Origin of the sequence: Pseudomonas sp. T1.Ur (genome assembly GCF_023516725.1) — a bacterium.
In the GTDB taxonomy this organism is placed as follows: domain Bacteria; phylum Pseudomonadota; class Gammaproteobacteria; order Pseudomonadales; family Pseudomonadaceae; genus Aquipseudomonas; species Aquipseudomonas alvandae.
Genome location: NZ_JAMGSN010000001.1, coordinates 2,511,276 through 2,532,950 on the forward strand (window position 1 = coordinate 2,511,276; position 21,675 = coordinate 2,532,950).

The window sequence follows — 21,675 nt, forward strand, 5'->3', positions numbered from 1 at the left end:
CCGGCAAGAATGCCCGGCGCTTGAACATTCATGCTTCCATGCACCGGAGATTTTCATGCTCAAGCGTACCCTGGCACTGGCTGTCGGTTTCACCCTGACCGTGAGCGCTGTCCTGGCGCAGGCCGCCGACACCCTGAAAGTCAGCGCGATCCCTGACGAGGCGCCGACCGAACTGCTGCGCAAGTTCAAGCCACTGGGGGCTTACCTGGAGCAGCAGATCGGCATGAAAGTCGAGTTCGTCCCGGTGAGCGACTACCCCGCCGTGGTCGAGGCGCTGGCCACCGACCGGATCGACCTGGCCTGGCTGGGCGGCTTCACCTTCGTCCAGGCTCGCCTGAAGACCGGCAACGCCATTCCGCTGGTACAACGCGAACAGGACGCCCAGTTCACCAGCAAATTCATCACCGCCGACCCCGCCGTGAAATCCCTCGCCGACCTCAAGGGCAAGAGCTTCGCCTTCGGTTCGATCTCGTCCACCTCGGGCAGCCTGATGCCGCGTTACTTCATGCTCAAGGACGGCATCAAGCCGGAGACCTATTTCAGCCGCGTTGGCTATTCGGGCGCCCATGACGCGACTGCGGCCTGGGTCCAGGCGGGAAAGGTCGATGCCGGTGTACTCAACGCCAGCGTCTGGGAAAAACTGGTGGCTGCCGGCAAAGTCGACACCAGCAAGGTCAAGGTCTTCGCCACCACTCCGGCGTACTTCGACTACAACTGGACCGTGCGCGGGACCCTCGACCCGGCGCTGGCGGCCAAGCTCAAGGCCGCGTTCCTGGCGCTCGACCCGGCCAATCCGAAAGACAAGGAAATCCTCGACCTGCAAGCCGCCAGCCGCTTCATCGAAACCAAGCCCGAGAACTACAAGGGCATCGAAGAAGCCGCTCGCGCCGCCGACCTGCTGAAATGACATTGCGCTTGACCCAGGCCAGCGTCATCCACGCCAACGGCGCCCAGGCGCTGCGGGGCGTGGACTTGCACATCGAGGCGGGTGAACAGGTCGCTATCATCGGCCCGTCTGGCGCGGGCAAATCCAGCCTGCTCAATGTGCTGGCGACCGCCCTGCGACCAGGGAGCGGTGAGGTACAGGTGTTGGGCGAGCATGCCTGGCACCTGTCTGCCCGCCAGCGCCAACGCCTGCGCGCACGCATTGGCTTGATTCATCAAGCGCCGCCGCTGCCACCGCGCCAACGGGTGGTCACGGCGGTGCTGGCCGGCAAACTGGGCCAGTGGGGCCTGGGCAAGAGTCTGCTCAACCTGCTGCATCCACTGGACATCCCGGGGGCGCGGGCGGCGTTGGCCCGCCTGGACTTGGGCGACAAGCTGTTCGCCCAATGCCAGCAACTGTCCGGCGGCCAACTGCAACGCGTCGGCATCGCCCGGGTGCTGTACCAGGCGCCCGAGGTGTTACTGGCGGATGAACCGGTGTCGGCAATGGACCCGGTCCTGGCCGAACATACGCTTTCGGTGCTCTGCCAGCATGCCCGGGAACACGCCGTGACCCTGGTCACCAGTTTGCACGCAGTGGAACTGGCGCTGGCGCACTTCTCCCGGATCATCGGCCTGCGCGACGGTCAGATCCTGTTCGACTTGCCCACCGAAGCCGTCGACCGCAATCGGCTTGACGCGCTTTATGCCAACGAGCAACTGGCGTCCATGTCGAAGCCTGCGCCACCTTCGAGCGTGCAGATTCCGCGATGCTGAAGCACGACGTCCGGGACCCTGCTGCCCGCCCTCGCCTACTCCTCGGCCTTTTGGCCGTCGCCCTGCTGTGGCCGGGCATTCATTTCAGCGAGTTGGACCTCAGCGTATTGCTGGCCAGCGACAGCCAGAGCGAAATGGGTCGGTTCGTCGCGGCATTCTGGCCGCCGGCCCATGACGAAGCGTTCATCGAATTGCTGCTGCAGGCCACGTTGCAGACAATCGCCATCGCCACCGCCGGCATGGCCTTGGCACTGCTGTTGGCAGTTCCCGCGAGTCTGCTCGCCAGTCGTGCACTGTCGTTGTCGGCCGCCTACCGCTCCGGCAGGCCCGGCCTTAGGGGCCAGTGGCTGCGTTGGCCGGTCCGTGGCCTGCTCATCTTCCTGCGCAGCGTGCCGGAGATCGTCTGGGCCTTGCTCTTCGTCCGCGCCGTCGGTCTTGGCCCTACTGCCGGTGTACTGGCCATCGCCATTACCTACAGCGGCATGCTGGGCAAGGTCTACGCGGAAATCTTCGAGTCGGTCGACCAGCGTCCGGCGCACGCGCTGATGCAAGCCGGCAGCGGTCGGCTTGCGGCGTTCTGCTACGGGATCCTGCCCAATGTCGTGGCCGAACTGCTGTCGTACACCGTGTACCGCTGGGAATGTGCCATCCGCGCCTCGGTGGTGATGGGCTTCGTCGGTGCCGGCGGCCTCGGCCAGCAGATGGACTTGTCGCTGCGCATGTTCGCGGGCGGTGAAGTCGCCAGCCTGTTGCTGACCTTCCTGGTGCTGGTGCTGTTCGCCGACCAGCTCAGCCGCCTGTTGCGCTGGAGGCTGGCATGAATCGCCTGCTCAACATGCTGTTACTGCTGGGCCTCGCCGCGGCCGTGGTTGCCTCGTTCGTCTATCTGGGCATCGACCTGGCCGCGCTCGGCGAGCACTCGAACCTCAAGCAAATGAGCGCTTATGCGCAGCGTTTTCTCAGCCCTGACCTGAGCCCGGCCTACCTGAAGGCAATCGCCCACGGCATGCTGGAAACCATCGCCATGTCTGCCCTCGGCACGCTGCTCGCGGCGGTACTGGGCCTGGCATTGGCGCTGCCGGCCGCCGGGCGACTTGGCTGGCCATTGCGAAGCGCGTCTCGCCTGGTCTTGAACGCCTTGCGCGCGGTTCCGGAACTGGTATGGGCGGCGTTGATGGTGTTTGCCGCCGGGCTCGGTCCCAACGCCGGGACCCTGGCGTTGGCCCTGCACACCGTTGGCGTGCTCGGCCGGCTGTTTGCCGAAGCGCTGGAAAACACCCCGCCACAACCCGCCGACGCGATTCGCCTGCAAGGCGGCAGCGCACTGTGGGCGTTTTGCTACGGCACCCTGCCCAACCTGATGCCGCAACTGTTGGCCTACACCTTGTACCGCTGGGAAAACAACATTCGCATGGCCAGCGTGCTGGGATTCGTCGGCGCCGGCGGCCTGGGCCAGATGCTTTATGTCAGCCTCAGCCTGTTCCAGGAGGCCCAGGGCAGCACGGTGATCCTGGCGATGCTGTTGCTGGTCTTCACCGTCGATACCTTGAGCAGTTGGAGCCGTCAGCGCTGGGTCAAGGCCTGACGGTCCGGTCGGGCCGTCACCACAACGCCATCGTATAACTGACGATCAGCCGGTTCTCATCCAGGTCGTTGCCGAAGTTCGAGCGTACCGTTGCATTGCGCCACTTGAATCCCAGCCCCTTGAACGTGCCGTCCTGGATCACGTAGGCGATGTCGGTGTTGCGCTCCCATTCCTGGCCTTCCCCCGGTGTGCTGCGCTGCACATTGTCGCCACTGATGTAGCGGGTCATGAACGTCAGGCCCGGTACACCGAGGGCGGCGAAGTTGTAGTCGTAGCGGGCTTGCCACGAGCGTTCGTCGATATTGGCGAAGTCGCCGATCTGCACGAAGTTGACCAGGTACGGATCGCTGCGGGAGATGTAGGGGAACGGATCGTCGCCGCTCATGCGCTGATAACCCAAGCCGAATGCGTGACCGCCGAGGCTGTAGGTGAAGAGCGCGCCGAATACCTGGTTGTCGATATTGCGGAAACTGCCGTCCTCGGTGCTGCGGGAATAACGCACGTCACTCTTCAATGACTGGCCGGCGCCCAAGTCCAAGGTGTGGATGAAACCCAGGTAGTTCTGCTGATAGATATCCTCCAGCTTGCCGTAACGGTATTGCGCCGTGAGATTGGGCAGGAACTGGTAGTCCGCGCCGGTGAACTGGAACTTGTCGCTTGTGCCGCCAATGCGGTTGGCGGTCATGTCCTGGTAGTCGGTGGAATCGACAAGATTGATCTGGGTGAGCTGCCCGGCGGTGAGTTTCAAGCGGTCGATTTCCTGCACGTTCAACAGCCCGCCCTTGAAGGTGCTCGGCAACAGGCGCGTATCGTTGGCATTCACCACCGGATCCTTGATTTGCAAGGTGCCGACTTTCAGCGTGCTGTTGGACATGCGCATCTTCGCGGTCAGGCCGACTTCACCGTAGCGGTCCTGGGAGCCGCCGGACAAATCCGCCGGCAGCAGATTCGTGCCAGCCGTGCCACCGCCGGAGTCCAGTTTGAAACCGGCCATCGCCAAGGCGTCCAGGCCGAACCCCACGGTGCCGGCGGTGTACCCCGACTCCATGCGCAACAGGAAGCCCTGGGCCCATTCCTCGGCCTTGTCCCGGGCGCCTTCTTGCCTGAAATCGCGGTTGAAATAAAAGTTGCGGGCTTCCAGGCTGGCCTTGCTGTCGGCGATGAAGTCGGCGTGGGCCATCGGCGCTCCCATCAGGCCCAGGCCGAGCAAGGGACCGACCGGTGAACGGCTCCAGCGGGTGTCGATGAAACGGGGCATGGCGTGCTCCTTTTTATGGGCGCGAACGATCCCTTCGGGGACGGCGTACGCGCCTCGTTTATTGTTGGGGGCAGTGTCTGTACCGTGGCGAGGGAGCTTGCTCCCGCTGGGCCGTCCGACGCCTCGGGCGCAGCAGACCCATTTTGTGTGCGCTACGCGCCCAAGCGGGAGCAAGCTCCCTCGCCACGGGGTTCGGGTTCTTGAAGCGAACGGTGTCAGCGTCGGGGCGGATTCTTCGCAGTGGCGCAGGCAAGCGTCAAACGGAAAAAAGGCGCCCTCGGGCATAAGAAAATTTGATGCGCATCCGGGCCCGACCTGGAGTAACAATTGCAACCATAAGAACGACAAACGCCAAGAGAACCCCCATGAACCTCAAGTTCCTCGAAACCTTCGTCTGGGTCGCCCGGCTGCAAAGCTTCAGCCTGACCGCCGAAAAGATGTTCAGCACCCAGGCGGCGATTTCCAGTCGGATCGCGTCGCTGGAGGACGAGTTGGGCCTGCGCCTGTTCGTGCGTGATTCGCGCGGGGTGTCGTTGACGCCGGAAGGCACGAAAGTGCTCGAATACGCCGAGCAGATGCTCGAAGTCCAGCGCGCCCTGAAGCAGTCATTGGACAAGAGCACCCCGCAACAAGGCCTGGTGCGCATCGGCGTGATGGATACGGTGATCCACACCTGGCTCAGTCCGTTGATGTCCATGCTGATGCAGGCGTTTCCCGCCGTGGAAATCGAAATCACCGCCGACGCGGCGCGCAATCTTTGCGAGCAGTTGCAGAAGGGTTACCTGGACATCGCCTTCCAGACTGACCTGGTCCGCCACGAAAGCGTGCGCAATCTCGAACTGGGGCACTACCCGATGCACTGGATCGCCGCCAGCCAGTCGATCTATGCCCGGCCCTATGCCTCGCTGGCCGAGATGGCGAATGAACGCATCATCACCTTCGTCAAGCAATCGCGGCCGCACCAGGACGTATTGAACCTGCTGTACGCCCACGGCGTGAACACGCCGAGGGTCAGTTGCGTCAACTCGGTGTCGGCCATGACCCGACTGATACGCGACGGCTTCGGCATTGGCGCTTTACCGGCGGCGCTGGTGGCCAAGCCCCTGGCCCGTGGCGAATTGATCCAGCTGGAGCCCGGCGCGCCCCTGCCCCAGCTCGATGTCGTCGCGTCATGGCGTGCGGGCGTGGGCCTGGAGCTGATCGAGAGTATCGTGGACATGAGCCGCCAGGTCGTCTGCCAATACGCCACGGACGTCGGACCGCAGCGCATGGTGGCGGCGCCCGGCCTGTCGACGGGCGAATAACTTTTACTTGTCAGGGGGTAGCAATTTTCCTTGTTGGACGCCGTCGTCCGGGTTTTCTACAAAGGGGCCTCTAACAAAAACGCTATGGAGACCCCGCGATGAGTTCATCAGCCCTGTCATTCGAACAACTGCAGTCATGTTCCCCGCACGCGTTGCGCCAGAACATTGCGGCCGGTCGATACCACGGCCACACCAGCGGCCTGGGCCAAGGGCGGGTGCAAGCCAACATCGTGATCTTGCCGGGTGACTGGGCCGATGAATTCCTGCGCTACTGCACACTCAATCGCCAGGCCTGCCCGGTGCTGGACGTGAGCGAACCCGGCGACCCGTTCCTGCGCAACCTGGGCGCACCCATCGATATCCGCCATGAAGTGCCGCGCTATCGCGTCTACCACCACGGCGAGTTGAGCGAAGAGCCGCTGGACATCGAGCACCTGTGGCAGGACAACCTGGTCGCCTTCGCCCTGGGCTGTTCCTTTTCTTTCGAACAACCGCTGCTGGAGGCCGGCATACGCCTGCGGCACATTGACCTGGGCCGTAACGTCGCCATGTTCCGCACTAACATCGACACGCACCCTACCGCGCGCCTGTCTGGCAAAATGGTCGTGACCATGCGGCCCATGAAAGCCGCTGCTGCGATCCAGGCGATCCAGATCACCGGGCGCATGCCCAACGTCCATGGCGCGCCGGTGCACATCGGCGACCCCGCGTTGATCGGCATCCACGCCCTCGACCGGCCGGACTACGGTGACGCGGTGCCGATCGAGGCGGATGAGATACCGGTCTTCTGGGCTTGCGGCGTAACGCCCCAATCCGTGGTCCAGGCTTCTCGTCCGCCGCTGTGCATCACCCATGCCCCCGGGTGCATGCTGGTGACGGATCTCCTGAACAGCGCCCTGTAGACCTTTTTAACGGATTGAAACTGATGACCACTGCGCAACGATCGATCGAGCACTACATCCACGCCAAGGATGGCAACCGTCCGCACCTGCTGGACCAGGCCTTCACCGCCGGGGCGATCCTCGACATGGTGGTTCGCACCGGTTCCATTTCATTCCCGGATCACGTCGAAGGCCGTGGCGCGATCGGTGACGTCCTGGTCAGCCGTTTCAACCAGACGTTCGAAAACGTCTACACGTTCTGCCTGGAGGCACCGCCTGCCGGCAACATCGAGACATTCCAGTGCAAATGGCTGGTCGCGATGTCGGACAAGCACAATGGCGAGGTCCGCGTCGGCTGCGGGCGATATGACTGGCGGTTCAGCCCCTCGTCCTCCCTGGCCGAGGGACTGGTCATTACCATCGAGCACATGAAAACCTTGCCGGCAGCCGAGTTGCCGGCGGTGATGAACTGGGCCTCGCACCTGGAATACCCGTGGTGCGCCCCGAATGCCGCCGTGGGCACGGCGCCGGATTCAACGGCGCTTGAAGACGTGGTCCAATACATCTCAGCGGGCTGATCTGCCTTCGGGAAGCCCAACGCCCTGTCCTTCAGTTTCGAGGAACCGCCGACGTGAACATCAAGTTTCTGGAAACGTTTGTCTGGGTCGCACGCCTGAAGAGCTTCCGGCTGACGGCGGAAAAGCTCTTCACCACCCAGGCGTCGATTTCCAGCCGGATCGCGGCCCTGGAGGACGAAATGGGCGTGCGCCTGTTCGTGCGTGACTCCAAAGGTGTGTCGCTGACCGCCGAAGGCCAGCGCGTGCTGGAGTATGCCGAGCGGATCATGGTCACCATGCAGAGCATGAAAGCGGTGATCAAGGATCCGCGCCAGGTGCGCGGCCGGATTCGGATCGGTGCGATGGACACCGTCATCCACACGTGGCTCAGCCCGTTGGTGACACGGCTGATGGAGCGTTATCCGGCGCTGGAAATCGAGCTCACCGCCGACACCGCGAGCAACCTGTGCTCGCAACTGGAAAAGGGCTACCAGGACATCATTTTCCAGACTGACATCCTGCGCCTGGACAGCGTGCGCAACACCTTGCTGACCCGCTATCCGATGCATTGGGTGGCGCGTACCGGTTCCGTCTACGACCGCCACTACGCCTCGCTGGAGGACCTGTCGCAGGAACGTATCGTGACCTTCTCGCGCAATTCCCGGCCGCATCAGGATTTGCTCAACATGTTGCATTCGGCCAACCTTGTCTCGCCGCGTATCAACTGCGTGAACTCGGCGTCAGCCATCACTCGCCTGGTTCGCGATGGCTTTGGCATCGGCGCCATGCCTGCGGCGCTGGTGGTGGGTGAACTGAACCAGGGCTCGCTGGTCCTGGTGGACGGCGTGCCGCTACCCTCGGTCATGGACATCGTCGCCAGTTGGCGGACCGGTGCGGGCATGGAGCGCGTCGAAGACATCGTCAGCCTGACCCGGGAAGTGGTCGACGATTATGTCGCGCAACTCCCGGCGGAGTACCGCCTGGTGCCGAGCCACGCCTGAGCACAGCGCCGGACTGTCAGTGAACTGAAACATCCCCGACTTATTCTGGGGCGAGCGCACTGCGGCGAACTGCGGCGGTGCCCACCGCTCAGGATGATCCAGGGAGTCCGCCATGAAAATCAGTGTGTTCGGCAGTGGTTACGTTGGGTTGGTGCAAGCCGCGGTAATGGCTGAGGTTGGCCATGACGTGGTGTGCATGGACATTGACGAACACAAGGTCGCCAACCTGCGACAAGGCCTGGTGAGTATTTTCGAACCTGGCCTGGCAGCGCTGGTGCGCGAGGGGCTGGAGGCCGGGCGCCTGCATTTCACCAGCGATGAGCCACTCGCCGTACAGCATGGCCAGGTGTTGTTCATTGCGGTCGGTACGCCGTCGAGGGACGACGGTTCTGCGGACCTGCGCCAGGTGCTGGCCGTTGGCGAGGCGGTGGCCCGCTACCGCGAGCAACCGCTGATCGTCGTGGAAAAGTCCACCGTGCCGGTGGGCACCGGCGATATCCTGCGGGCGCATATCGAGAAGTGCCTGCTCAAGGCCGGGCGCCTGTTGCAGTTCGATATCGTCTCCAATCCCGAATTTCTCAAGGAAGGCTCGGCGGTCGCCGATTGCCGTCGCCCCGATCGCATCGTCATCGGCTGCGAGCGCGATGAAGTGCGCGAGACCATGCGCGACCTGTACGCCCCGTTCAACCGCAACCACGATCGAGTCCTGTTCATGGACCTGCGCAGCGCGGAACTGACCAAGTACGCCGCCAACGGCATGCTTGCGACCAAGATCAGCTTCATCAATCAGATCGCTGAACTGGCGGAGCACCTGGGGGCCGACATCGAGTCCGTGCGCCTGGGCATTGGCGCGGACTCACGGATTGGCTACCACTTCATTTATCCCGGGTGCGGCTACGGAGGCTCGTGCTTTCCCAAGGACATGCGCGCCTTGATCCACACGGCCGAACAAGCCCATTGCTCCAGCGACCTGCTGCAAGCGGTGGAGACCATCAACCTGCGCCAGAAACACAAGCTGTTCGAGCGCATCAAGGCGTTCTACAAAGGCGATCTGCGGGGCAAGACCTTCGCATTGTGGGGCCTGGCCTTCAAGCCCAACACCGACGACATGCGCGACGCACCGAGCCGCACGCTCCTGGAATCGCTGTGGGCGGCCGGGGCGAGTGTTCGCGCGTTCGACCCCGAGGCGATGCAGCAAACCCAGTTGCTCTACCCCGACGAGCCGAAACTGATGCTCATGGGCACCCCGGAATCGGTCTTGCCGGGGGCCGACGCCCTGATCATCTGCACCGAATGGCAGCCGTTCAAGGCCCCGGATTTCCAGTTGATCCAGCAACGGCTCAAGGCCCCGGTGATTTTCGACGGTCGCAACCTGTACGACCCGGAACGCATGGCGGACAAGGGGTTTATCTACTTCCCGATGGGGCGCGGGCAATCCTGCAATTTACCGATTGCACAGCAGGCGTGGCTTGAGGTTTCCAAAAGCGCCTGATTCATTACTTCAAAATTAATGCACTCAACCAGCATTAATATGAATTTGTAACCCAAGGGGGCGGACGGCACACTGTGCACCGTTCCTCCCCCAACTGTTGGAACACTTAAAGGGCTTTCTTGGATTTACCCCGTAAGCCCCTTTTTTTGTTCGTTTTTTGGATGTTGCTGAATGTTTTCTCGCTGGTTCCCCGCGGCTATCAATACCCGTCCTACCGAATGGAGCCGTGCCGCCATCGGCATGTCCTTCGGCACCTTGTTCAGTGTCTGGCTCTGTGGCCAGGTGTTCGGCCTTGAGGTGGCGCAGCACCTGATCGGCCCACTCGGCGCCTCGGCTGTGCTGCTGTTCGCGGTGTCATCGGGCGCCCTCGCCCAGCCCTGGTCGATTTTCGGCGGTTACCTGTGTGCCTCGGTCCTCGCGTTGTTGGTGGCCCATGTGCTGGGCCGCACGCTGGAAAGCGCCTGCCTGGCGGCGGGCATGGCGCTGATATTGATGTGCTGGCTGCGTTGCCTGCATCCGCCAGCGGGCGCCCTGGCCGCAACGCTGGTGCTGGCCGATCCGTCGATCATTGCCTTGGACTGGCAGGCAGTGGGGGCGGCGATGCTGGCCGGCTCTGGCCTGCTCGCCTTTGCGCTGGCCTACAACAACCTGACGCGCGTGCGCTATCCCAAGCGCGCCAGCGAGCCGGTGGCCGTGATACCGGCCGACCATCCCCCCGTCGATCGCCAGGCCATCACCGCTGAAGACTTGAAGTCGGCACTTGAGGAAATGGAAGCATTCTTCGACGTAACCCCCGAAGACTTGGAGCAATTGATCCACGCCAGCGAGCGTCATGCCAAGCGCCGCAGCATCACGGAGGTACTGTCGGGTCGCGGTTGAGCCTGTGGCTGCTATAAATATGCAGACAGGACCTGCACGTATCCCGGTTGTGCAATGCAAATTTGCACTGTTACGATCCCGACCGGGTACGCGCGACATTATTTATAAAGAACAATAAAAGCAGGGAGTTAGCGATGACAGCTCAGGTTTCATCCCAAGCTGCGGACCGCGTCGAAACCGCGCCTTACGAGGTGCTGGTCGAAGTCCGCAACCATATTGGCCACTTGACCCTGAACCGCCCCGCCGGCCTCAATGCCCTCACCCTGGGCATGGTGCGCAGCATGCAGCAACAACTCGATGCCTGGGCCCACGACCCGCAGATCCGCGCCGTGGTCCTGCGCGGCGCTGGTGACAAGGCGTTCTGCGCCGGCGGCGATATCCGTTCGCTGTACGACAGCCACAAGCAGGGCGATACCCTGCATGAAGATTTCTTCGTCGAGGAATACGCCCTCGACCTGACGATCCACCACTATCGCAAACCGATCCTCGCCCTGATGGACGGCTTCGTGCTGGGCGGTGGCATGGGCCTGGCGCAAGGCGCCGACCTGCGGATCGTGACCGAACGCAGCCGCCTGGGCATGCCCGAAGTCGCCATCGGCTACTTCCCCGACGTGGGCGGCAGTTATTTCCTGCCGCGCATTCCCGGCGAGCTGGGCATCTACCTGGGCGTCAGCGGCGTGCATATTCGTGCCGCCGACGCGCTGTATTGCGGATTGGCCGACTGGTACCTCGACAGCCGCAAGCTCACCCAGCTCGATGAGCGTCTCGATCGGCTGGAATGGCGCGACACGGCACTCAAGGACTTGCAAAGCCTGCTGGCAAAAATCGCTGTGCAACAGCTTCCTGCCCCGCCCTTGGCCGACCTGCGACCGGCCATCGATCATTTCTTCGCCCTGCCCGACGTCCCCAGCATGGTCGAGCAGATGCGCCAGGTCACCGTCGCGAACAGCCATCAGTGGGCACTGAAAACCGCCGAACTCCTGGAGACCCGCTCGCCCCTGGCGATGGCGGTGACCCTGGAGATGTTGCGTCGTGGCCGGCACCTGAGCCTGGAAGACTGCTTTGCCCTGGAGCTGCACCTGGACCGCCAATGGTTCGCGCGCGGCGACCTGATCGAAGGCGTGCGCGCCTTGCTGATCGATAAAGACAAGAACCCACGATGGAACCCACCGACCCTGGACGCGCTGGACGCCGCACAGGTCGCGAGTTTCTTCGACGGCTTCGACTACCACGGGAATTGAACATGCACGACCTTGAGCTGACCGAAGAACAAGTGATGATCCGCGACATGGCCCGTGACTTCGCCCGCGGTGAAATCGCCCCCCATGCCCAAGCCTGGGAAAAGGCTGGCTGGATCGATGACGCTCTGGTGGCGAAGATGGGCGAATTGGGCCTGCTGGGCATGGTGGTGCCCGAAGAATGGGGCGGTACCTATGTCGATTACGTCGCCTATGCCCTGGCCGTGGAAGAAATCTCCGCGGGTGACGGCGCCACCGGGGCGTTGATGAGCATCCACAACTCGGTGGGTTGCGGGCCGGTCCTCAATTTTGGCACCGATGAACAGAAACAGACCTGGTTGGCGGACCTGGCCAGCGGCCAGGCGATTGGCTGTTTCTGCCTGACCGAACCCCAGGCTGGCTCGGAAGCGCACAACCTGCGCACCCGCGCCGAGCTGCGGGACGGTCAGTGGGTGATCAACGGCGCCAAGCAGTTCGTCAGCAACGGCAAGCGGGCAAAACTGGCGATTGTCTTTGCCGTGACGGACCCGGAACTGGGCAAGAAAGGCATTTCGGCATTCCTGGTGCCAACGGACACGCCGGGGTTCAACGTTGACCGCTGCGAACACAAAATGGGCATCCGCGCGTCAGATACCTGCGCGGTGACGCTGAGCAACTGCACCGTGCCCGAGGCCAACCTGCTCGGCGCCCGTGGCAAAGGCCTGGCCATCGCCCTCTCCAACCTGGAAGGTGGTCGCATCGGCATTGCCGCCCAAGCCCTGGGCATCGCCCGCGCGGCGTTCGAAGCGGCCCTGGCTTATTCCCGCGATCGGGTGCAGTTCGACAAACCGATCATCGAGCACCAGAGCATCGCCAACCTGCTGGCCGACATGCACACCCGCCTGAACGCCGCCCGCCTGCTGATCCTCCACGCCGCCCGGTTGCGCAGCGCGGGCAAGCCGTGCCTGTCGGAAGCGTCGCAAGCCAAGCTGTTCGCTTCGGAAATGGCCGAGAAAGTCTGCTCGTCGGCGATACAGATCCATGGGGGGTATGGGTATCTGGAGGATTATCCGGTGGAGCGTTACTACCGGGATGCGCGGATTACCCAGATCTATGAGGGATCGAGCGAGATTCAGCGAATGGTGATTGCCCGGGAGCTGAAGCACTACCTGGTGTAAAGCTTCGCGAGCAGGCTCGCTCCCACAGGTTTTTTGAGGTGTACACGGATATCGCGTACACCTCATACCCACTGTGGGAGCGAGCTTGCTCGCGAAAGCGGTAGGTCTGCCACACCCACGCCGAATGTACCGCCGCCTTCGCGGGCAAGCCCGCTCCCACAGGGTTCGGTGGTGTACGCCGTATCGCGTACACCTCATACCCACTGTGGGAGCGAGCTTGCTCGCGAAAGCGATAGGTCTGCCGCATCCATGCCGAATCTACCGCCGCCTTCGCAGGCAAGCCCGCTCCCACAGGGTTCGGTGGTGTACGCCGTATCGCGTACACCTCAGGCCAACTGTGGGAGCGAGCTTGCTCGCGAAAGCGGTAGGTCTGCCACACCCACGCCGAATGTACCGCCGCCTTCGCGGGCAAGCCCGCTCCCACAGGGTTCGGTGGTGTACGCCGTATCGCGTACACCTCATACCCACTGTGGGAGCGAGCTTGCTCGCGAAAGCGGTAGGTCTGCCACACCCACGCCGAATGTACCGCCGCCTTCGCGGGCAAGCCCGCTCCCACAGGGTTCGGTGGTGTACGCCGTATCGCGTACACCTCATACCCACTGTGGGAGCGAGCTTGCTCGCGAAAGCGGTAGGTCTGCCGCATCCATGCCGAATCTACCGCCGCCGTCGCAGGCGCCAGTTGCGCTACTTGTCTTGGAATTCCGCGGCACGCTTGGCCACGAACGCGGCCATGCCTTCCTTCTGGTCCTGCGTGGCGAACGCGGCGTGGAATACCCGGCGTTCGAAGCGCACGCCTTCGGACAGGCTGACTTCAAAGGCACGGTTGACGCTTTCCTTGATCATCATGCTGATGGGCACGGATTTGGAAGCAATCAACGCCGCCGTTTTCAGTGCTTCATCCAGCAGCTCATCAGCCGGCACGATGCGCGCGACAATGCCGCAACGCTCGGCTTCCACCGCATCGATAAAGCGCCCGGTCAGGCACATTTCCATGGCCTTGGCCTTGCCCACCGCACGGGTCAGGCGCTGGGTGCCGCCCATGCCCGGCAGTACGCCGAGGTTGATTTCCGGCTGGCCGAACTTGGCGTTGTCACCGGCCAGGATGAAGTCGCACATCAGCGCCAGCTCGCAGCCACCGCCCAAGGCAAAACCGTTCACTGCCGCGATGATCGGCTTGCGGCGGTTGGCGACCCGATCGCTGTCGCTGAACAGATCATCCAAATAGATTTGCGGGTAGGTCAGCTCAGCCATTTCCTTGATGTCGGCGCCGGCGGCGAAGGCCTTTTTCGAGCCGGTCAGCACGATGCATCCGATCTTCGGGTCCGCTTCCAGGCTGTCCAGGGCCTGGTTCAGCTCGCTGACGATCTGCGCGTTGAGGGCGTTCAGCGCCTGGGGACGGTTTAGGGTAATCAGGCCGACGCGGTCCTGGATCTCCAATAAAATCGTTTCGTAACTCATAGATAACTCCTGTTAAGCGCGGAATGTTGGCTCGATGCCTTGTAGGAGCTGCCGAAGGCTGCGATCTTTTCCTGCCAATTGATTCCTGAACGAAAGATCAAAACCAAAAGATCGCAGCCTGCGGCAGCTCTACAAGTTGCGCGAAATAACCATGCGTTGAATGTCGCTGGTGCCTTCGTAGATCTGGCAGACCCGCACGTCGCGGTAGATGCGCTCCAGCGGAAAATCGTTGAGATAACCGTAGCCGCCCAGGGTTTGCAGCGCCATGGAGCAGACCTTCTCGGCCATTTCCGAGGCAAACAGCTTGGCCATGGACGCTTCCACCAGCGCGGGCTGGCCGGCATCCCGCAGCGCGGCGGCATGATGAACCATCTGCCGCGCCACGGCGATCTGCGTCGCCATGTCCGCCAGGCGGAACGCCACGGCCTGGTGTTCGATGATCGGTTTGCCGAAGCTCTGGCGTTCGCGGGCATAGTCGCGCGCCGCTTCGAACGCCGCGCGGGCCATGCCCACCGACTGTGCCGCGATGCCGACCCGCCCACCTTCCAGGTTCGCCAGGGCGATCTTGTAGCCCTCGCCCTCGTCCCCCAAGCGATTGGCCACCGGAACTTTCAGGTTCTCGAAAAGGATCTGGCAGGTGTCGGAGGCGTGCTGGCCAAGTTTGTCTTCGACCCGTGCCACGCTGTAGCCCGGTGAATCGGTGGGCACGATGAACGCGCTGATGCCGCGCTTGCCGGCGCTCGGATCGGTGACCGCGAACACAATAACCACCCCGGCGTTCTGCCCGGAGGTAATGAACTGCTTGCTGCCATTGAGCACGTAATGGTCGCCCTCCAACCGCGCCCGCGTCTTCAGGCTGCTGGCGTCGGAGCCGGCCTGGGGTTCGGTCAGGGCAAAGGCGCCGAGCATCGCGCCGCTGGCCAGGGGCGTGAGGAACTTGGCTTTTTGCTCATCAGTACCGAACTTGAGGATCGGCACGCAGCCCACCGAGTTGTGCACGCTCATGATGGTCGAGCACGCCCCGTCGCCGGCGGCGATTTCTTCCAGGGTCATCGCGTAGGCCAGGTAACCGGTGTCGCAACCGCCCCATTGTTCCGGCACCAACATGCCGAAAAAACCCAGCTCGGCCATTTCAGCGATGGCTTCCTTGGGAAAACGGTGCTCGCGGTCCCATTCAGCCGAGAACGGTTTCAAACGCTCCTGGGCGAACTGCCGGGCCATGTCGCGGATTTGGGTCTGTTCTTCAGTCGGGAGCATGGTGATTCCTTAGTACAGGCATTCAACGGCCATGGCCGTGGCTTCGCCGCCGCCGATGCAGATCGCCGCGACGCCGCGCTTCAGGCCTTTCTGACGCAAGGCCGACAGCAGTGTCACCAGGATGCGTGCGCCGGACGCACCGATCGGGTGCCCCAGTGCGCAGGCGCCGCCGTGGACGTTGACCTTGTCGTGGGGGATTTCCAGCTTGTCCATGGTCACCACGCCCACCACGGCGAAGGCTTCGTTGACCTCGAACAGGTCGACCTCGTCCAGCGACCAGCCAGTCTTGCCCATCAGCTTCTTGACCGCGCCAATGGGCGCCGTGGGGAACAGGCCCGGGGCGTCGGCAAAGGCCGCATGGCCGTGAATGACCGCCAGTGGTTTCAAGCCGCGCTGTTGCGCCTGGCTCTGGCGCATCAGCACCAGGGCCGCGGCGCCATCGGAAATCGAACTGGCATTGGCTGCCGTGACCGTGCCGCCGTCGCGAAAGGCTGGCTTGAGCGTGGGGATCTTGTCGATCCGCGCCTTGGGTGGCTGCTCGTCGTGACGCACAGTGACCTGTTCCTTGCCGACCATGACCTGCAACGGGACGATTTCAGCATCGAAACTGCCGTCCTTGATTGCTTGCTGGGCGCGGGTGGTGGAGGCAATGGCGAAGGCATCCTGGGCTTCACGGCTATAGCCGTTGGCCTCGGCGCAGTCCTCGGCAAAGGTGCCCATCAGGCGGCCCTTGTCATAGGCGTCTTCAAGGCCGTCGAGGAACATGTGGTCGAGCACCTTGCCGTGGCCCATCCGCAAGCCGGCGCGAGCGCGGTCCAGCAGATACGGGGCGTTGGACATGCTTTCCATGCCGCCCGCCACCACCACGTCGGCGCTGCCGGCGACGAGCATGTCATGGGCGAGGATCGCCGCTTCCATGCCTGAGCCGCACATCTTGTTCAGCGTGGTGCAACGGGTCGATTTGTCCAGCCCGGCGCCCAGCGCTGCCTGCCGTGCCGGCGCCTGGCCTTGCCCGGCGGCGAGCACGCAGCCGAACAACACCTCTTCAACCGCCTCGGGGGCAATGCCGGCTCGTTCCACGGCGGCCTTGATGGCGGCGGAACCCAGCTGCGGCGCGGTGAGGCTTTTCAATTCGCCCTGGAAACCGCCCATCGGGGTGCGGACGGCGCTGACGATGACAATCGGATCGTGGGACATGACTAATCCTCCTATTTGGCGGCCATGCGCAAGGCGCCGTCGAGACGGATCACCTCGCCGTTGAGCATGCTGTTTTCAATGATATGCCGGACCAGCGCCGCGTACTCAGCGGGTTTGCCCAGGCGCGGCGGGAACGGTACGCCGGCAGCCAGGGAATCGCGCACTTCAGGGGTCATGCCGGCCATCATCGGGGTTTCGAAAATACCGGGGGCGATGGTCATCACGCGGATGCCGAAACGCGCCAGTTCGCGGGCGGCTGGCAGGGTCAGGCTGGCGATCGCACCCTTGGACGCGGAATAGGCTGCCTGGCCGATCTGACCGTCGAAGGCCGCCACCGACGCGGTGTTGATGATCACACCGCGCTCGCCATCGGCGTTGGCTTCGGTCTCGGCAATGGCCGCCGCGGCCAGGCGCAGCAGGTTGAAACTGCCAATCAGGTTGACGTTGATCACCTGGCTGAAACTGGCGAGGGCGTGGGGACCGTTCTTGCCGAGGATCTTCTCGCCGCGCACGATACCGGCGCAGTTGACCAAGCCATTGAGGCCACCCAACGCATCGACCGTGGCCTTGACCGCCGCTTCGGCGGCGGCTTCGTTGCTGATGTCCGCGACCACGCTCTGGCAGCCAAGCTTTTGCGCCTGGGCAGCCACGGCGTCGGCATTGACGTCCAGCAGCATCACCTTGGCCCCGGCCTTGACCAGCATTTCACCGGTGGCCGCACCGAGGCCCGAAGCGCCGCCGCTGACGAGGAATATCTTGTTGTCGATCTGCATCATGGTTTCCTTGGATTCAAGCTGAAACGTTCTGCGCCGCGGCTTCTTGGGCCTTGGCGATTTCCTGGTTGCGCAAGATAAAGCGCTGCAACTTGCCGCTCGGGGTTTTCGGCAAGTCGCTGACAAATTCGATTTCACGGGGATAGGCATGGGCCGCCAGGCGCTTGCGCACGTGCTGGCGCAATTCTTCGGCGAGCTCTGGCGCGGCGCGGTATTGGGCGCTGAGCACCACGAAGGCTTTGACCAGCTCGGTACGTTCCGGATCGGGCTTGCCGACCACGGCGGCCTCGACCACGGCCGGGTGCTCGATCAGCGCACTTTCCACATCGAACGGGCCAACCCGGTAGCCGGACGTGGTGATCACGTCATCGCTGCGCCCGACGAAGCTGATGCTGCCGTCGGGGTTGAACTCGACGGTGTCGCCGCTCAGGTAATAATCGCCGACGAAGGCCTTGGTCGGGCCCCCTTCGTAACCGGCGAACCAGCACATCGGTGATTGGCTGCGGTCGACGGCAAGAATGCCCGGCTGACCGACGCCCAGTTCCTGATGGTTTTCATCGAGCACCACGATGCGGTGGCCTGGCGAGGCAAAACCCGCCGCACCCTGGTGCACCGGGTGGTCGAGGCCATGATGATTGCACAGCACCATGCCCAGTTCGGTCTGGCCGTAATGGTCGTGGATCACCACGTCCAGGTTGTCGGCGAACCAGCGGATCACTTCCGGGTTCAGCGGCTCACCGGCGCTGCTGACGATCCGCAGCTTGCCCTTGATCGACCGGGCGAACTGCTCGCCGCCGGCGATGAGCAGGCGATAGGCCGTGGGCGAACCCGCCAGGTTGGTGATGCCGTATTTGTTGATGACGCGGCAGGTACTGTCCAGGGTGAACGGGCCGTCGTAGAAGGTAATCGGGTGTCCCAACGCCAACGGGCCGGTCACGCCGAAATAGATGCCGTAGGCCCAGCCCGGGTCGGCGACGTTCCAGAACGCGTCTTCCGGCCGCAGGTCCACGGCGTCGCGCATGTAGCTCTGGAACGCCACGATCGCCTTGAGCGGCACCGACAACGCCTTGGCCGGGCCGGTGGTGCCGGAGGTGAACATCAGCAAGAACGGATCCTCGCCGGTCAGCATCAGGGGTTCGCACTGGTTGGACTGGTTCGCGATCTCGGCCCAGAAACTGTAATCGCCGCGGACAATGCCCTCGCCCTTTGCACCGCCGACCGTGACGACGGTGGGGCAACCGGTGACTTCGTTGAGCTTGGGACGGTTGACCGCGTCAGTGACCACGATCCGCGCGCCGGAGCTGCCGAGGCGGTGTTCGATGGCCTTGGGACCGAACGCGGTGAACAGCGGCTGGTACACGGCGCCGATGCGCCAGGTGGCGAGCACCACGATCAGCAATTCGGCGTTGCGCGGTAACAGGCCAGCAACCTTGTCGCCCTTGCCGACGCCTTGGGCGCGCAGGAAATTGGCGAAACGCGCGGCGTTGTCTTGCAGGTCACGGTAAGTCCAGGTCGCGTCACTGCCGTCACGGCCCTCCCAGAACAAGGCGATGCGACCCGGCAACGCATGCCGGTCGCAACATTCCACGCAAGCGTTGAGAGCCTCAAGCGAGCCGTGCAACGCGGCATTGACGGTGTGCAGGTAATCGAACTGCGACGTGGCGGACGAATAATCGCGCATGACCAGAATCCCTCTGTACTTTTTATTGGTGGGGGAACCGTGAATAGCAGGCAAATACTCGCGCCGAAGGGCTTGGGGGGCAATGGTCAAAGCCATCAAGTTGCTTGACTGGTTTGGCCATGGACTTAAGTCGGTGTTGCCAGGCATGGCCTCTTCGCGAGCAGGCTCGCGCACATCGGTTTTGTGGCCGGCATTGGTTTTGTAAGCACCCCCGTCCCACCAAACACCTGTGGCGAGGGAGCTTGCTCCCGCTGGGCCGCGCGGCAGGAGCTGCCGAGCGAAGCGAGGCTGCGATCTTTCCGAGGACACTTGGATCTCAAGCGAAAGATCAAAAGATCAAAAGATCGCAGGCTTCGCCAGCTCCTACGGGGCCGGCGGGAGCAAGCTCCCTCGCCACGGGGTCAGCGTTTTTCTTGAGTGGACAACATTACGGCCGCTACAAAGGCTGTTTCCAGGCAAAGGAATAGGCCTTTTCCGGCGCCGGAGGCTGGCAGCGCTGGTTGTCCGCATCGACCCCCACCAGGAACCACTTGGCCCGGGAGGTATCGCCGACCCGGCGGGCCTTTTGTGGGTCGTAACAACGCGCCAGGTCCCGTTCCGGCACCAAGGCAAACGCTTGCGGATGGCTGCGCAGCCAGGAAGCGGACTGTTCCAGGGCATCGCCGGTATGAAAACCGAAATGCACGATGGGCTGTTGCGCGAACAACCAGTGGCCTTCCCGCCAGCCCACCAGCACCAACTCACTGTTGCCCGTCAGTCGCGCCACATCACGCATCAAGGTCTCATGGGGGTTGACGCCTTCCTTGTAGGGCTCAATGAAACCGCGCACGAACCAGGCGCACAGCCACACCGCGGTCAAGGCGGCGAACGCCATCCTGCCCCTCGGCCGCTTGCCGAACCAACGACGGAGCATCCACGGCACCAGCGGTGCAACCAACAGGATCAAGGCCGGCAACGCCGGAAAGATGTACAGCTTGCGCTTGCCGCTGCTCAGGCTGAAGAACAGCAGGACCAGGATCACCCAACCGAGCAACACCAACACCCGGCCGTCGTGTTTGATGAGCTGCTTGCGCCACGCCGGTACCAGCCAGGGCAGCAAGAAAAACACCGGCAACCAGTATTTTGGAATCACCTGGACGATGAAATACCAGAATGGTTCGCGGTGCTCCCAGGCGTTGGCATAACGCCCGGCCGTCTGCTTGAACAAGATCTCCTGGACATACGCCAGGCTGTCAGGACTGCCCTGCCCGACGATCACCAGCAACGGCCCGAGCCATACCGCGATGGCCGCCAACGCAACGACCAGCCCCAGCCACCAGGCCAACGCTTTGCCGGGCATCGGCACTACGCCCTTCCAACCCTTGCGCAGCGCATATGCGTAGGGAATCAGCATCAACGCCGGCAGAAATCCCACGCCCTTGCTGATGATCCCGAACCCCATCGCCGCGCAGGCCGCGTAGTACCAGCCCCAGGCCGGGCCGAGCAACAGGTGCCGGCACAAACCGTAGATGCCCAGGAGGGTCCAGAGCGCAAGAAACCCATCGATCTGGCCCGTGCGCAGAATGCTGTAGGTCTGGTAAGTCGCCAGGAACAACAGCGCCGCGATGCTTCCCATGCGCCGTCCCCACAGGCGCCGGCCCAGGTCATACAGGCACGCCGTGGTGACTGCGCCGGCCAGCAGCGCAGGCAGATACAGCGCGACTTTGGGCAGATGGGTCAACTGCACGAACAACGCCACCGTCCACATGAACAGCGGTGGTTTGTCCGCGTAGATTTCACCGGCGCGATGGGGAATGAACCACGAGCCGTTTTGCAGCATTTCGAGGGCGACGCCGAGGAAGCGCTCTTCGTCGACATTCATCGGCTGGCGCCAGCCCAGGCCGGCACCGACCATGATCAAGGCCAGCGCTCCCCACGCTAGGCATTCCAGTCGCGCGCTGGACAATCGTATCCTCACCGTCTCAGCCCTTCCCCGCCACTTCACGGTTTTCGCGCTCGTGATGCTTGGCAATCAGTTGCAGATTGCGCAAGTAGACGATGAAGCCGAATGACTGGCCGACAATGAATACCGGGTCCTGGCGGTAGATCGCATAGGCCAGCAACAACGCGCTGCCGATGATGCTCAAGTACCAGAAACCCACGGGAATCACGCTGCGCTTCTTGTACTCGCTGTACAACCATTGCAGGGCGAAACGCCCGGTAAATGCCAGCTGCCCCCCGAAGCCGACGGCCAGCCACAACGATTCTCTGCCCATG

20 protein-coding genes are annotated in these 21,675 nt (G+C 63.1%); 12 read left to right on the forward strand and 8 right to left on the reverse strand.

Annotated elements, in window-relative coordinates; all coding sequences use genetic code 11:
• The first annotated feature begins 55 nt into the window (after nt 1-55).
• Genes M8Q45_RS11300 through phnE form a run of 4 tightly spaced genes read left to right on the forward strand, consistent with a single transcriptional unit; the run spans nt 56 to nt 3,286 of the window.
• Nucleotides 56-907: a putative selenate ABC transporter substrate-binding protein gene (locus M8Q45_RS11300; protein ID WP_249874803.1), complete on the forward strand. Its 852-nt coding sequence runs from the start codon at nt 56-58 to the stop codon at nt 905-907.
• Complete coding sequence (locus tag M8Q45_RS11305; protein ID WP_249874804.1) at nt 904-1,701, forward strand: phosphonate ABC transporter ATP-binding protein; 798 nt, start codon at nt 904-906, stop codon at nt 1,699-1,701. Before M8Q45_RS11300 ends, M8Q45_RS11305 begins: the two co-directional genes overlap by 4 nt.
• Nucleotides 1,695-2,522, forward strand: coding sequence for a PhnE/PtxC family ABC transporter permease (locus M8Q45_RS11310; protein ID WP_249874805.1), 828 nt, complete (start codon nt 1,695-1,697; stop codon nt 2,520-2,522). The genes M8Q45_RS11305 and M8Q45_RS11310 overlap by 7 nt, the downstream gene beginning before the upstream one ends.
• Entirely contained in the window at nt 2,519-3,286 is a 768-nt protein-coding gene (gene phnE / locus M8Q45_RS11315; protein ID WP_249874806.1) for a phosphonate ABC transporter, permease protein PhnE, read from the forward strand. Before M8Q45_RS11310 ends, phnE begins: the two co-directional genes overlap by 4 nt.
• Before the next feature lie 16 nt (nt 3,287-3,302).
• Here the strand turns inward: phnE and M8Q45_RS11320 are convergent, their stop codons facing one another.
• Nucleotides 3,303-4,544, reverse strand: coding sequence for an OprD family porin (locus M8Q45_RS11320; RefSeq protein WP_283939032.1), 1,242 nt, complete (start codon nt 4,542-4,544; stop codon nt 3,303-3,305).
• A gap of 365 nt (nt 4,545-4,909) precedes the next feature.
• On the opposite strand from M8Q45_RS11320, the gene M8Q45_RS11325 reads away from it, so the two are divergent.
• From M8Q45_RS11325 to M8Q45_RS11360, 8 genes are all read left to right on the forward strand, one after another.
• Nucleotides 4,910-5,848 carry a LysR family transcriptional regulator gene (locus M8Q45_RS11325; RefSeq protein WP_249874807.1) on the forward strand — a complete coding sequence of 313 codons (939 nt, stop codon included), beginning with the start codon at nt 4,910-4,912 and terminating at the stop codon, nt 5,846-5,848.
• A gap of 98 nt (nt 5,849-5,946) precedes the next feature.
• On the forward strand, nt 5,947-6,750 hold the full coding sequence (locus M8Q45_RS11330; RefSeq protein ID WP_249874808.1) for a putative hydro-lyase: 804 nt from the start codon (nt 5,947-5,949) through the stop codon (nt 6,748-6,750).
• Between the two features lie 23 nt (nt 6,751-6,773).
• Entirely contained in the window at nt 6,774-7,307 is a 534-nt protein-coding gene (locus tag M8Q45_RS11335; RefSeq protein WP_249874809.1) for a hypothetical protein, read from the forward strand.
• 53 nt (nt 7,308-7,360) lie between these two features.
• The gene (locus M8Q45_RS11340) at nt 7,361-8,287 is read left to right on the forward strand and encodes a LysR family transcriptional regulator (protein ID WP_249874810.1); all 927 of its coding nucleotides are present in this window, start codon (nt 7,361-7,363) and stop codon (nt 8,285-8,287) included.
• Nucleotides 8,288-8,399: 112 nt separating this feature from the next.
• Complete coding sequence (locus M8Q45_RS11345; RefSeq protein WP_249874811.1) at nt 8,400-9,779, forward strand: UDP-glucose dehydrogenase family protein; 1,380 nt, start codon at nt 8,400-8,402, stop codon at nt 9,777-9,779.
• A gap of 171 nt (nt 9,780-9,950) precedes the next feature.
• Nucleotides 9,951-10,658 carry an HPP family protein gene (locus M8Q45_RS11350; RefSeq protein ID WP_249874812.1) on the forward strand — a complete coding sequence of 236 codons (708 nt, stop codon included), beginning with the start codon at nt 9,951-9,953 and terminating at the stop codon, nt 10,656-10,658.
• Between the two features lie 134 nt (nt 10,659-10,792).
• Nucleotides 10,793-11,899, forward strand: coding sequence for an enoyl-CoA hydratase/isomerase family protein (locus M8Q45_RS11355; RefSeq protein WP_249874813.1), 1,107 nt, complete (start codon nt 10,793-10,795; stop codon nt 11,897-11,899).
• Between the two features lie 2 nt (nt 11,900-11,901).
• Nucleotides 11,902-13,053, forward strand: coding sequence for an acyl-CoA dehydrogenase family protein (locus M8Q45_RS11360; protein WP_249874814.1), 1,152 nt, complete (start codon nt 11,902-11,904; stop codon nt 13,051-13,053).
• A 684-nt stretch (nt 13,054-13,737) separates the two neighbouring features.
• Here the strand turns inward: M8Q45_RS11360 and M8Q45_RS11365 are convergent.
• From M8Q45_RS11365 to M8Q45_RS11395, 7 genes are all read right to left on the reverse strand, one after another.
• Nucleotides 13,738-14,511: an enoyl-CoA hydratase gene (locus M8Q45_RS11365; protein WP_249874815.1), complete on the reverse strand. Its 774-nt coding sequence runs from the start codon at nt 14,509-14,511 to the stop codon at nt 13,738-13,740.
• Nucleotides 14,512-14,640: 129 nt separating this feature from the next.
• Entirely contained in the window at nt 14,641-15,768 is a 1,128-nt protein-coding gene (locus tag M8Q45_RS11370; RefSeq protein WP_249874816.1) for an acyl-CoA dehydrogenase, read from the reverse strand.
• Nucleotides 15,769-15,777: 9 nt separating this feature from the next.
• Nucleotides 15,778-16,965: an acetyl-CoA C-acyltransferase gene (locus M8Q45_RS11375; RefSeq protein WP_249874817.1), complete on the reverse strand. Its 1,188-nt coding sequence runs from the start codon at nt 16,963-16,965 to the stop codon at nt 15,778-15,780.
• An 11-nt stretch (nt 16,966-16,976) separates the two neighbouring features.
• Nucleotides 16,977-17,738: an SDR family NAD(P)-dependent oxidoreductase gene (locus tag M8Q45_RS11380; protein ID WP_030138851.1), complete on the reverse strand. Its 762-nt coding sequence runs from the start codon at nt 17,736-17,738 to the stop codon at nt 16,977-16,979.
• Between the two features lie 16 nt (nt 17,739-17,754).
• On the reverse strand, nt 17,755-19,419 hold the full coding sequence (locus M8Q45_RS11385; RefSeq protein ID WP_249874818.1) for an AMP-binding protein: 1,665 nt from the start codon (nt 19,417-19,419) through the stop codon (nt 17,755-17,757).
• Between the two features lie 436 nt (nt 19,420-19,855).
• The gene (locus tag M8Q45_RS11390) at nt 19,856-21,313 is read right to left on the reverse strand and encodes an ArnT family glycosyltransferase (RefSeq protein WP_249877313.1); all 1,458 of its coding nucleotides are present in this window, start codon (nt 21,311-21,313) and stop codon (nt 19,856-19,858) included.
• 67 nt (nt 21,314-21,380) lie between these two features.
• Nucleotides 21,381-21,674 carry a lipid-A-disaccharide synthase N-terminal domain-containing protein gene (locus tag M8Q45_RS11395; protein ID WP_030138848.1) on the reverse strand — a complete coding sequence of 98 codons (294 nt, stop codon included), beginning with the start codon at nt 21,672-21,674 and terminating at the stop codon, nt 21,381-21,383.
• Between the last annotated feature and the right edge of the window lies 1 nt (nt 21,675).

Bases quoted from the DNA above. Each gene is read 5' to 3' on its own strand.
- M8Q45_RS11380 (WP_030138851.1), bottom strand. From the start codon at position 17,738: ATGCAGATCGACAACAAGATATTCCTCGTCAGCGGCGGCGCTTCGGGC.
- M8Q45_RS11350 (WP_249874812.1), top strand. From the start codon at position 9,951: ATGTTTTCTCGCTGGTTCCCCGCGGCTATCAATACCCGTCCTACCGAA.
- M8Q45_RS11385 (WP_249874818.1), bottom strand. From the start codon at position 19,419: ATGCGCGATTATTCGTCCGCCACGTCGCAGTTCGATTACCTGCACACC.
- M8Q45_RS11320 (WP_283939032.1), bottom strand. From the start codon at position 4,544: ATGCCCCGTTTCATCGACACCCGCTGGAGCCGTTCACCGGTCGGTCCC.
- M8Q45_RS11365 (WP_249874815.1), bottom strand. From the start codon at position 14,511: ATGAGTTACGAAACGATTTTATTGGAGATCCAGGACCGCGTCGGCCTG.
- M8Q45_RS11390 (WP_249877313.1), bottom strand. From the start codon at position 21,313: ATGGTCGGTGCCGGCCTGGGCTGGCGCCAGCCGATGAATGTCGACGAA.
- M8Q45_RS11310 (WP_249874805.1), top strand. From the start codon at position 1,695: ATGCTGAAGCACGACGTCCGGGACCCTGCTGCCCGCCCTCGCCTACTC.
- M8Q45_RS11360 (WP_249874814.1), top strand. From the start codon at position 11,902: ATGCACGACCTTGAGCTGACCGAAGAACAAGTGATGATCCGCGACATG.
- M8Q45_RS11305 (WP_249874804.1), top strand. From the start codon at position 904: ATGACATTGCGCTTGACCCAGGCCAGCGTCATCCACGCCAACGGCGCC.
- M8Q45_RS11345 (WP_249874811.1), top strand. From the start codon at position 8,400: ATGAAAATCAGTGTGTTCGGCAGTGGTTACGTTGGGTTGGTGCAAGCC.
- M8Q45_RS11355 (WP_249874813.1), top strand. From the start codon at position 10,793: ATGACAGCTCAGGTTTCATCCCAAGCTGCGGACCGCGTCGAAACCGCG.
- M8Q45_RS11330 (WP_249874808.1), top strand. From the start codon at position 5,947: ATGAGTTCATCAGCCCTGTCATTCGAACAACTGCAGTCATGTTCCCCG.
- M8Q45_RS11335 (WP_249874809.1), top strand. From the start codon at position 6,774: ATGACCACTGCGCAACGATCGATCGAGCACTACATCCACGCCAAGGAT.
- phnE (WP_249874806.1), top strand. From the start codon at position 2,519: ATGAATCGCCTGCTCAACATGCTGTTACTGCTGGGCCTCGCCGCGGCC.
- M8Q45_RS11375 (WP_249874817.1), bottom strand. From the start codon at position 16,965: ATGTCCCACGATCCGATTGTCATCGTCAGCGCCGTCCGCACCCCGATG.
- M8Q45_RS11395 (WP_030138848.1), bottom strand. From the start codon at position 21,674: ATGGGCAGAGAATCGTTGTGGCTGGCCGTCGGCTTCGGGGGGCAGCTG.
- M8Q45_RS11300 (WP_249874803.1), top strand. From the start codon at position 56: ATGCTCAAGCGTACCCTGGCACTGGCTGTCGGTTTCACCCTGACCGTG.
- M8Q45_RS11370 (WP_249874816.1), bottom strand. From the start codon at position 15,768: ATGCTCCCGACTGAAGAACAGACCCAAATCCGCGACATGGCCCGGCAG.
- M8Q45_RS11325 (WP_249874807.1), top strand. From the start codon at position 4,910: ATGAACCTCAAGTTCCTCGAAACCTTCGTCTGGGTCGCCCGGCTGCAA.